General features: G+C 58.8%; 6 protein-coding genes. 3 read left to right on the top strand and 3 right to left on the bottom strand.

The genetic code is table 11. The annotated features are described in order from the left end of the window. Positions 1–327, bottom strand: coding sequence for a nitrite reductase small subunit NirD (gene nirD, locus RWZ58_RS08635; RefSeq protein ID WP_049350096.1), 327 nt, complete (start codon positions 325–327; stop codon positions 1–3). Between the two features lie 545 nt (positions 328–872). Here nirD and nirB point away from each other — a divergent pair. After that, a complete protein-coding gene (gene nirB, locus RWZ58_RS08630) occupies positions 873–3542 on the top strand; it encodes a nitrite reductase large subunit NirB (RefSeq protein ID WP_314658371.1) in 2670 nt (889 codons plus the stop codon). Position 3543: 1 nt separating this feature from the next. After that, positions 3544–4455, top strand: coding sequence for a uroporphyrinogen-III C-methyltransferase (gene cobA, locus RWZ58_RS08625; RefSeq protein ID WP_314658369.1), 912 nt, complete (start codon positions 3544–3546; stop codon positions 4453–4455). Positions 4456–4669: 214 nt separating this feature from the next. Here the strand turns inward: cobA and RWZ58_RS08620 are convergent, their stop codons facing one another. After that, the gene (locus RWZ58_RS08620) at positions 4670–5635 is read right to left on the bottom strand and encodes a DUF6318 family protein (RefSeq protein ID WP_314658367.1); all 966 of its coding nucleotides are present in this window, start codon (positions 5633–5635) and stop codon (positions 4670–4672) included. A 346-nt stretch (positions 5636–5981) separates the two neighbouring features. Further along, the gene (locus RWZ58_RS08615) at positions 5982–6908 is read right to left on the bottom strand and encodes a DUF6318 family protein (RefSeq protein ID WP_314658366.1); all 927 of its coding nucleotides are present in this window, start codon (positions 6906–6908) and stop codon (positions 5982–5984) included. A 1467-nt stretch (positions 6909–8375) separates the two neighbouring features. Here RWZ58_RS08615 and RWZ58_RS08610 point away from each other — a divergent pair. Continuing rightward, the coding region (locus RWZ58_RS08610; RefSeq protein ID WP_314658364.1) for a class I tRNA ligase family protein at positions 8376–9178 on the top strand (803 nt) is incomplete at its 3' end.

The following is a 9178-nucleotide window of genomic DNA, read 5'->3' as shown; positions in this document are numbered from 1 at the left end:
TTAGGCGGTCTTGAGGTAGACGTCGCCGTCGCGGACCTCTACGGGGTAGACCTTGATGGAGTAGGAGGGGTCAGAGACGCACTCGCCGGTGGTCAGGTCGTAGACCTCCTTATAGAGGGGGGAGGTGATGGTGGGGTTGCCGTTCTTCTCGCCGACGATGCCGCGTGCGAGGACCAGTGCCTGGCTGTGCGGGTCGAGGTGGTCGCTGGCGAAGATGCCGTGCTTGGTCTTGTAGATCGCGTACTGGTAGCCGTCGACCAGGGCGACTTCACCCCAGTTTTCTTCGAGGTCAGATTCGGCGCAGATGCGTACCCAGTTCTCAGCCATGGGGGTTTCCTTTCGAAGCGGTGGTCTGCGCCGCGCGGGTGCAGGACACAATAACGGTTCGTGTGTTCTTTGTTTGGAGTTTACCTTATGAAACCCACATTTGGAAATGGGGCACGCGGAGGGTGCTAAAGGTTATTTTTACCCTAAAAAGACAATCTCAAATTTCATAGATTAGCCTTACCTAAATTAAGTTTAGGTAAGGTAAGAATACCCTATTTCAGCCCGGTATTCCGCGGATTTTTTGGAAAATTTTCCCAAAAAATACGGATTTTCGATACTTCAACCCCGCGCTAGAGTGTACGATAAAAGTCGTAGTTTAAAACGCCTTTTGACTGCCTGAAGAAAACAACATAATCCCACACAAAAATGTTTCGTAATTTTCAGATGCATTCTAAAGAAGCGGGCGCTCCAACTACTCGGTACGCATCAGGTACGAGCCCAACGGTACGGAAACTAGGAGTTCCAATGCCGGGCACGATCCAGCCGCACACTGAGGGTAGATAAGTGCCATGAACTACCTGCATTACAACTAGGAAGGAAAATCCATGTCGCACACCCCCCGCAACATTCTCGTTGTCGGCGCAGGCCCCGCTGCGTGGCGTTTTGTACGCGCGTACCACGAAGGCGCTGAAGCTGCCGGTCGCGCAGCGGACACCATCACCGTCCTCAACGATGAGCCCTACATCCCCTACGACCGCGTTGCTATCGAGAAGATTTTCAAGGACACCGAGAAGGACCTGACCCTCGGTGACCCCGAACTGTGGAATGCAGAGAACATCAACCTGGTCAACAACTGCCACGCAGAGAAGCTTGACCGCACCCGCCGCGTCGTCACCGACACCGAGGGCAACGAGTACCCCTACGACGTGCTGGTCTTCGCAACCGGTTCCCGCGCGGTTCGCATCCCCATTCTTAACTCGGACGCCGCACACGTCTTCCGCACCATTGACGACGTGAAGAACATGGTCTCCGAGGTCAAGCGCCTGCAGGACACCCTCGGCCGCGCACCCCGCGGTATCGTCGTCGGTGGCGGTCTGCTCGGCCTCGAAGCAGCTGAGGGTCTGAAGGACCTGGGCGCAGAGCCCACCATTCTGGATGTGGCACCCTGGCTGCTCTCCGTTGAGGTTGACCAGGGTGGCGGTTACGCCGTGAACGCCCAGATTAAGGCAACCGGCATTGACATTGAGACCGGCGTGTACATCTCCGGTATCAACAAGGACGCTGACGGCAACGTCGTCTCCGTCTCCATCGCAGATTCTCCTTCTGAGGATGCAGAAATCCGCACCCTGCCCGCCGACATGGTGGTCTTCGGTGCTGGTATTCGCCCCAACGACGAGCTGGCACGCGACGCCGACCTGGCACTGGGCGAGCGCGGCGGTATTCTCGTCAACGACGCATGCCACTCCTCCGACGAGCACATTTGGGCTATCGGTGAGGTCGCCTGCGTGCTGGGCCGCACCTGGGGTCTGGTCGCGCCGGCTAACGCTATGGCTGACGCTGTGGCAGCTAACCTGCTCAACGACAACGAAGAAGCTCAGGTTGAAGAGTTCGACATTGCAACCAAGCTGAAGTTCTCCGGCGTTCAGGTGGCTGGCTTCGGTGACCGCCGCGGCACCACCGAGGGTTGCCTCGAGGTTCTGTTCGCAGACCCCGCACGCGGCATGTACCAGAAGATTGTGACCAGCGGCGACGCAAAGACCCTGCTGGGTGGCGTGTTCGTCGGTGACACCGCTCCCTTCGACTCCCTCAAGCCCCTGCTCGGCCGCGAGCTGCCCGCTGAACCGAACGTTTACCTGACCGCAGCTGGCGGCGGCGACGGCATCCCCGACACCGAACTGCCCGACGACGCAATCCTGTGTTCCTGCAACAACATCAGCTTCGGTGCTGTCCGCGAGGCTATCGTTGACGGCAACCACGATGTTGCATCCCTGAAGTCCTGCACCACCGCGGGTACCCAGTGTGGTTCCTGTGTGCCGATGCTGCAGAAGACTCTGGAACAGCAGATGAAGAAGATGGGTCTGACCGTCTCCAAGGCACTGTGTGAGCACTTCGACTTCTCCCGTGCTGAGCTGGCTGAGGCTGTGCGCCTGACCAGCCTGGACGACTTCGACTCCGTGCTGGCACGCTTCGGCCGCGGTGGCGACGGCTGTGCTATCTGTAAGCCGACCGTTGCATCGATTCTCTCCTCCTTCCGCAACTCCTACGTTCTGGATGCTGGTCGTGGTGGCCTGCAGGAGACCAACGACCGTGCACTGGCGAACATGCAGAAGAACGGTACCTACTCCGTCGTTCCGCGTATTCCCGCAGGTGAGATTCCTGCTAAGAAGCTGGGCGTCATCGCAGAGGTTGCTGAAGAGTTCGGCCTGTACGTGAAGATCACCGGTGCACAGCGTATCGGTATGTTCGGTGCTCGCCTGGAGCAGCTGCCCTACATTTGGGAGCGCCTGGTGGATGCCGGCTTCGAGTCCGGTCAGGCATACGGTAAGTCCCTGCGTAACGTGAAGTCCTGCATGGGTTCGACTTGGTGCCGCTTCGGTGTTCAGGACTCTACCGGCATGGCAGTCCAGCTCGAGAACCGTTACCGCGGCCTGCGTTCCCCGCACAAGTTCAAGTTCGGTGTTTCCGGCTGTAACCGTGAATGTGCTGAGGCACAGGGCAAGGACGTTGGTCTGATTGCAACCACCAACGGCTGGAACCTGTACCTGGGTGGTAACGGTGGTGCAAACCCCGCTCACGGTCGCCTCTTCGTCAAGGATGCTTCCAGTGAGGACATCATCCGCTACATCGACCGTTACCTGATGTACTACATCCGTACCGCAGACAAGCTGCAGCGTACCGCTCGCTGGCTTGAGGACCTGGATGAGGAGCACGGCGACGGTCTGGCACACCTGCAGTCCGTCCTCATTGAGGACTCCCTGGGCGTGTGCGAGGACCTGGAGCGCGACATGCAGCGTCACGTTGACTCCTACGAGGACGAGTGGGCAGCAACCCTGCGCGACGAGCGTCGCCTGCGCCGCTTCCGTGCCTTCATCAACGAGCCCAACGGTAGCGATGAAGCATCGCACCTGTACGTGCTGGAGCGCGAGCAGATTCGCCCCGCAACCCCTGAGGAGATTGCGGCGGCAGAAGCTGGCGAGTCCGACACCGTCCTGCTGACCGGTGCCAAGATTCCCGTGGGTAAGCCCAGTGACCTCAACCCGGTCCCGGCAGCGTAGTATGTGCCCGAAGATTCCTCCGTTCCCGCCCCGCGAGTTCGCCACGATTGACGAGGTACTCGCGGGCGGGGCGCCCGGGCACAGCCTGGACGATAGCGTGACGGAACGCGGCATTCTTCTGCCCGGCGAGCCTGCTGAGAACCCCGGCAAGGTCTACATTGTGGGTGGCGGCCCCGGCGCCGCTGACCTGCTGACCCTGCGTGCGGCTCGTGCCCTGAGCGAGGCGGACGTGGTTCTTCTGGATCACCTCGCCCCGCAGGAGTACGGCGAGTACGCACCGAACGCTCTCATCGTTGATGTGGGCAAGGTTCCCGGTAAGCACGCTGTTCCGCAGTCCCGCATTCAGCAACTCATGATTGATTACGCGCTCTCGGGTAAGACCGTGGTGCGTTTGAAGGGCGGCGACCCGTACGTGTACGGTCGCGGCGCTGAAGAGCTGGATGCGTGCATCGCCGCCGGCCTGGAGGCTGAGGTTATCCCCGGCATTACCAGCGCCATTGCGGTTCCTGCGCGTGCGGCGATTCCGGTGACCCTGCGTAAGGTGTCCTCGATTTTCACCGTCATTTCTGGTCACTCCGGCCTGTCGGAGACCGAAGTTTCGGCGGTTGAGGCGACCCTGCGCGCTCAGGGTACCGTGGTGTTGCTGATGGGTGTTCGCACCCTGCCCGATACGGTGGCGGGTCTGCTCTCTCGTGGGATTGAGGCTGACACGCCGCTGGCAACCATTGAGAACGGTTTCTCGGAGAAGGAGCGCGTGACTGTCACGACTCTTGAGAACGCTCAGGTGGATTGCGCATCGGTTAAGGCACCGGCTATTACCGTCATCGGTGAGGTCGTGCATTATGCTCGCGATAATCAGAACCGCTTTGTGAGCGAGGTTCATGAGCGTCTGCGTGAGCGTTCTACCTCTTAGAAGGCGGCGCACCCGGTAGCTATGCGCTAGATAGTCCGGCTACGCGCCAAATAGTAGTGCACAGCCCCGCATCCTTGGTTTTCCTAGTTGCCAAGGAGCGGGGCTGTTGCTGTGCCGCAACACAAAAACATACGAAAGCGGGGCGGGTATCAACTGATACCCGCCCCGCCTCATGCTCAGGGTCGTTTATTCTTATGACCGCTAAGTTGAGCGACTAAATCTTGAAATCGTTGCTGCTACCGGAGCTAGAGCCACCGGAGCTGCCGGAGCCGCCACCGCTGGACTTGCTTGCCGAAGCCGATGAGGAGGGGCCCTCAAAGACCTGGCGGAATTCGTCGCTGTACTTCGATACGAAGTACTCGCGGCTGGTTACGCGCCACTTGCCCTCGGCGTACACCACGTAGATCACGACTTCCAGGGTGCTTGCCTTCTGAACCTCACCGGTGCCCTTCTGGTAGATGGTGTATTCCTTGACAACATCCCGGCAGGGGAACGCCACAACAGCCAAATCGGAAGAGGCAAGAGCCTTAGCGTTGAGATCGTCACGGATGCTCAGCTTGCTCTCGTAGTCCTTAGTCCAACCGCCCGCAGCGTAGAGCTTAGCAATAGCCTTCAGGTTGTTGACCAGACCGCTGTCAGCGCCGTGGACCAGACCCTTGAGGTACTGCAGGTCGCCGTTGTACATCGCGGCAATATACGCGCTCTGGTAAGCAGCCAGGGTCTTGTAGGCGCCCTCGAGGGAGACGGTACGCTGGGCCACCGTATCAATGACCGGAATCGGGACGTTCTTCGCGGGGGAGGTGTCGGTCGGCTCAACATAGTGCGCAATGGCGGGCTTGTACTCGTACTTGACGTCGCCAATGTACTTCTTATAGTCCTTCAAAAACTCGTCGGACGGAATAATCTTCGCGCTACTACGGCTTGACGAAGACGAAGCAGAGGCAGATGCCGAAGTAGACTCAGAAGGCGAAGAAGAAGCAGACGCCGAGGGGGAGGCGGATGCGCTCGGGGAGCCGGAGGTAGCGTCACCGGAACCGGCGGGGCGAATGTCCTTGCTGAAGGCGCATCCTGCCAGGGCGAAAGCGCCGGCGGTCAGACCACCCAAGAGGGCGGCGCGGCGAGTCAACATGTTTCGGTCGTTAGCAGAGGGGCTGGTGTGTGCACTCGGCCGGAAGGACATGATATCTCCTGAAAATGGTTGATCGAGGTAACTCGCAACGCTGCGATGCGTACGAGAGACTCTTCCTCATCGTTTTGTATGGTGCGCGGTACAGGGGGTACCGGGATACGAGTGTGCCGAAGCGTGAACCGCGGCGGTATGAAGTATCCACTCTTAACTATAGGAGGCGGGGTTGAAAGGTTCGTCAAAGAACCCTGAACGTTGTCTTTAAGACGCAATAACCCAAAGTCGGTGAGGTACAGGGGGCGTACCGTCACGACTTTGGGCTAGTGCGTATGGAATTGATGAGACGGGGCGGCTCTCGACCGGGGGTAATCTCGACCGTGAGTATTAGACCCCTGCAGAATTAGACCTTAGTGGAGCCGCGACCCGAAGAACCGCTAGAACTGGAACCTCCGGAACTAGACGAGTCGGAAGAGCCGTTGCCTCCAGCCAAACGCGCCTCCGCATAGTCGTTGCTAATTCGCCACCACTTACCCTCGGTGTAGAGCATCACGTGCGGAATGGATACCTGAGTAATTTCCGGTACCTTGCGCTCGGTGCCATCGGGCATATGAACGGCGGTGGAAGAATACTGGGAGTCCATCATGATTTCTACGTAGCCCTCACCGTTCTTCAGGGCGGTTCGAGGCTCCGTATTTTGCATGACAATGCTGCACGTGAAGTCCATGTACCAGCCGTTCTTCTCGTACAGTTCCTTGACCGCCTTGACCTCATCAATAGCGCGCTTATCTGCATGGTAGGTCAGCTCAATCGTCTGATCCGCGTAGCGTCCATCCTTGAGCGTGGTGATCTGGGCACTGTAGTAGGCACGCAACGTCTCGTAGGCGCCCTGGAAGGTCGGGTCCTCACGGTGCGGAACGGTCTTGAGGGGCTTGGGTACGTTCTTTGCCGGGGAAGAAGCGGTTGCGGGCTGGTACTCGCCCATGTACTCGCCGGTCAGCTTCAGGGGGCCGGCGTACTTCTTCCAGCCCTCAACGAGCGCATCCTCAGATACGGGTACGCGTGCCGCGCTGGACGAGCTGCTCTTAGCGCTTGCTGATGCGGTCGCCGAGGAAGTAGTGGTAGCAGACGGTGAACTAGAGGCAGAAGCGGAAGCGCTCGCAGAAGGAGTAGCGGTGGGGGAGCCAATCTTAGCCTTCGCCTCTTCGCTCAACGGGCGAATATCGGAGGCGCAACCCGCCATGAGGGTTGCCGCACCACCCAGCAACAGGGCACGGCGGCTGACAAGGCGGGAAGCGGCGGAACGGGTGCTCGAAGAGGGTGAGAACATCGGTGAACTCCTTGATTATTCCCGAGGCGGGCTCGGGGCACCCGGCGGCGGGCGCGTGGTTGTATGGCGTGTTGGGTGAGGTCGTGAAAGGGGGTAAAAACTTCGGGCAAATGCCGCGGTTTTAGTCCCCGTCCGGAAGTGACCTCGGGTGCGTACATGCTGCCGGTGGAGCGAACGGATACGCGGTGAACTCATCGTTGAGACTGCTGCGTTCGCACCCCGGTGAGAGGGCAGATGCTATCGAATCATCATTGATGTGTTGCACGATTCATTTTAGACTATTTTGAACTCAAAATGCACGAAAAGGCACCTTAGTAATTCCTGGGAGCCTATAGACCGCTCAAGATATCAATCACCGTAAAGTATTACAAGCACACCTAAATGACTGGGGATTATTTGAAGGATGGAGCTTTAAGGGGTGGACTGTTTGTGTATCAAGTGAAGTGATTTCAGTCATATTTATGGCTTAGGTAGTCGAGGGAACTGTGCCTTGATATTTCCCGAGGTGGGGGAGAGGGCTGTGACTATCCCAGTCTTCGGGCATCGAGAAAGCCTTGAGTACCGCGGGAAAAATACTCGAATCGACAAGGGAAAATCTGCTCGGATCCCCCGAAATATGCACTCTATTCACCCACTATGCACTGCTGGATAATCCAGAAAAACCGGTTCCCACACGGGATGTCGAGGGGGTGAAAACTTTTAAGGGTGAATATCTAGTGGAATTACATCGGTGTTCACCCCATATCTTGTGGTTGCACTGACTGCAATCCCGTGGGTTCTCCCGAAAAAATCGAAACCCACTTAAAGCAACACCGAGGGAATGTAAAAACATACATCCTTAAACACGCCCGAGCGCGGGGTGAGGTAGGACCCCTTAAGCCCCCTACTCGCTCTAGATATCGCCGAACGAAGAACCATTCTGTTTTGCGCACCCGCGCATCCGCCGCCCGCCCGGAACTGTTCAAACCCACACCCCGCGGGGTTGCATACAGACACAAAAGCCACATAAACTATTAGTGTTTGCAACGACCCGGCCATCACCGGCGAGCAATTCGGAAGAACGGACCGCACCTGCGGACACCCGCCAATCGCTGCGGCGAGGGTGTCTTAGCGGAAGAGATGTAGTCCCAGTAGAACCGGACGGTTAAGCCCGATATAGCTGTAATAAGCGACTGATACCCGCCCAACGCGCCGCTCTTCCGGTGGCTAGGTATCGCGGAAACACACCGCGACACCCCGCTAGCCCCGGGAGGGTTCGGTGCGTTGAGCTGGTTAACTCAGTAAGCAAGGTGGTACCGCGCCGCATCCTGAACCCCCGGCACAGCCCGGATAGGTCAGCGATGCCCAGGCGTCCTTGCACCCGTCATGTCAACCCTCACCCGCTGAGAGGTGACGAGTGCACGCATCCGCGTACCGCGCCCGTCACCCGCATCTCAGCGTTGAGAACAACAGATAAGGGCGCACCCAATGTCTAACGTATACCCCAAGGCGAGTGCCTTCGAAGCCGCAGGAAGCGGCGTCACCGCATCGCCCAAGTTCCCCGCGCTGGAAGAAGCAGTCCTCGACTACTGGAAGAAGGACGGCACCTTCGCCGCATCCGTCGAGAACCGCCCCGCAGGCGAAAACGGCGAAAACGAATTCGTCTTCTACGACGGTCCTCCCTTCGCTAACGGCCTGCCCCACTACGGCCACCTGCTCACCGGTTACGCCAAGGACCTCGTCGCACGCTACCAGACCCAGCGCGGTCACAAGGTAGAGCGCCGCTTCGGCTGGGACACCCACGGCCTGCCCGCAGAACTCGAGGCAATGAAGCAGCTCGGCATGACCGACAAGCGCGAAATCCTCGAAATGGGCATCGACAACTTCAACGACGCTGCCCGCGCATCCGTGCTCAAGTACACCAACGAGTGGGAAAAGTACGTCACCCGCCAGGCACGCTGGGTCGACTTCGAAAACGACTACAAGACCCTGAACGTCGAGTACATGGAGTCCGTCATCTGGGCGTTCAAGCGCCTCTACGACAAGGGCCTGACCTACCAGGGCTTCCGCGTGCTGCCCTACTGCTGGAAGGACGAGACACCCCTCTCCAACCACGAGCTGCGCATGGACGACGACGTGTACAAGGACCGCCAGGACCAGACCGTCACCGTCGCATTCCGCCTCACCGCAGACACCGCCCTCGGTGCTGACGAGAAGGTCGCCGCAGAACTCGACGGCGTCGAAGCACTCGCATGGACCACCACCCCCTGGACCCTGCCCACCAACCAGGC

The sequence above is a fragment of the uncultured Rothia sp. genome (genome assembly GCF_963544205.1).
Lineage (GTDB): Bacteria > Actinomycetota > Actinomycetes > Actinomycetales > Micrococcaceae > Rothia.
This window is presented reverse-complemented; position numbering and strand designations above follow the sequence as displayed.

Bases quoted from the DNA above. Each gene is read 5' to 3' on its own strand.
- nirD (WP_049350096.1), bottom strand. From the start codon at position 327: ATGGCTGAGAACTGGGTACGCATCTGCGCCGAATCTGACCTCGAAGAA.
- nirB (WP_314658371.1), top strand. From the start codon at position 873: ATGTCGCACACCCCCCGCAACATTCTCGTTGTCGGCGCAGGCCCCGCT.
- cobA (WP_314658369.1), top strand. From the start codon at position 3,544: ATGTGCCCGAAGATTCCTCCGTTCCCGCCCCGCGAGTTCGCCACGATT.
- RWZ58_RS08620 (WP_314658367.1), bottom strand. From the start codon at position 5,635: ATGTCCTTCCGGCCGAGTGCACACACCAGCCCCTCTGCTAACGACCGA.
- RWZ58_RS08615 (WP_314658366.1), bottom strand. From the start codon at position 6,908: ATGTTCTCACCCTCTTCGAGCACCCGTTCCGCCGCTTCCCGCCTTGTC.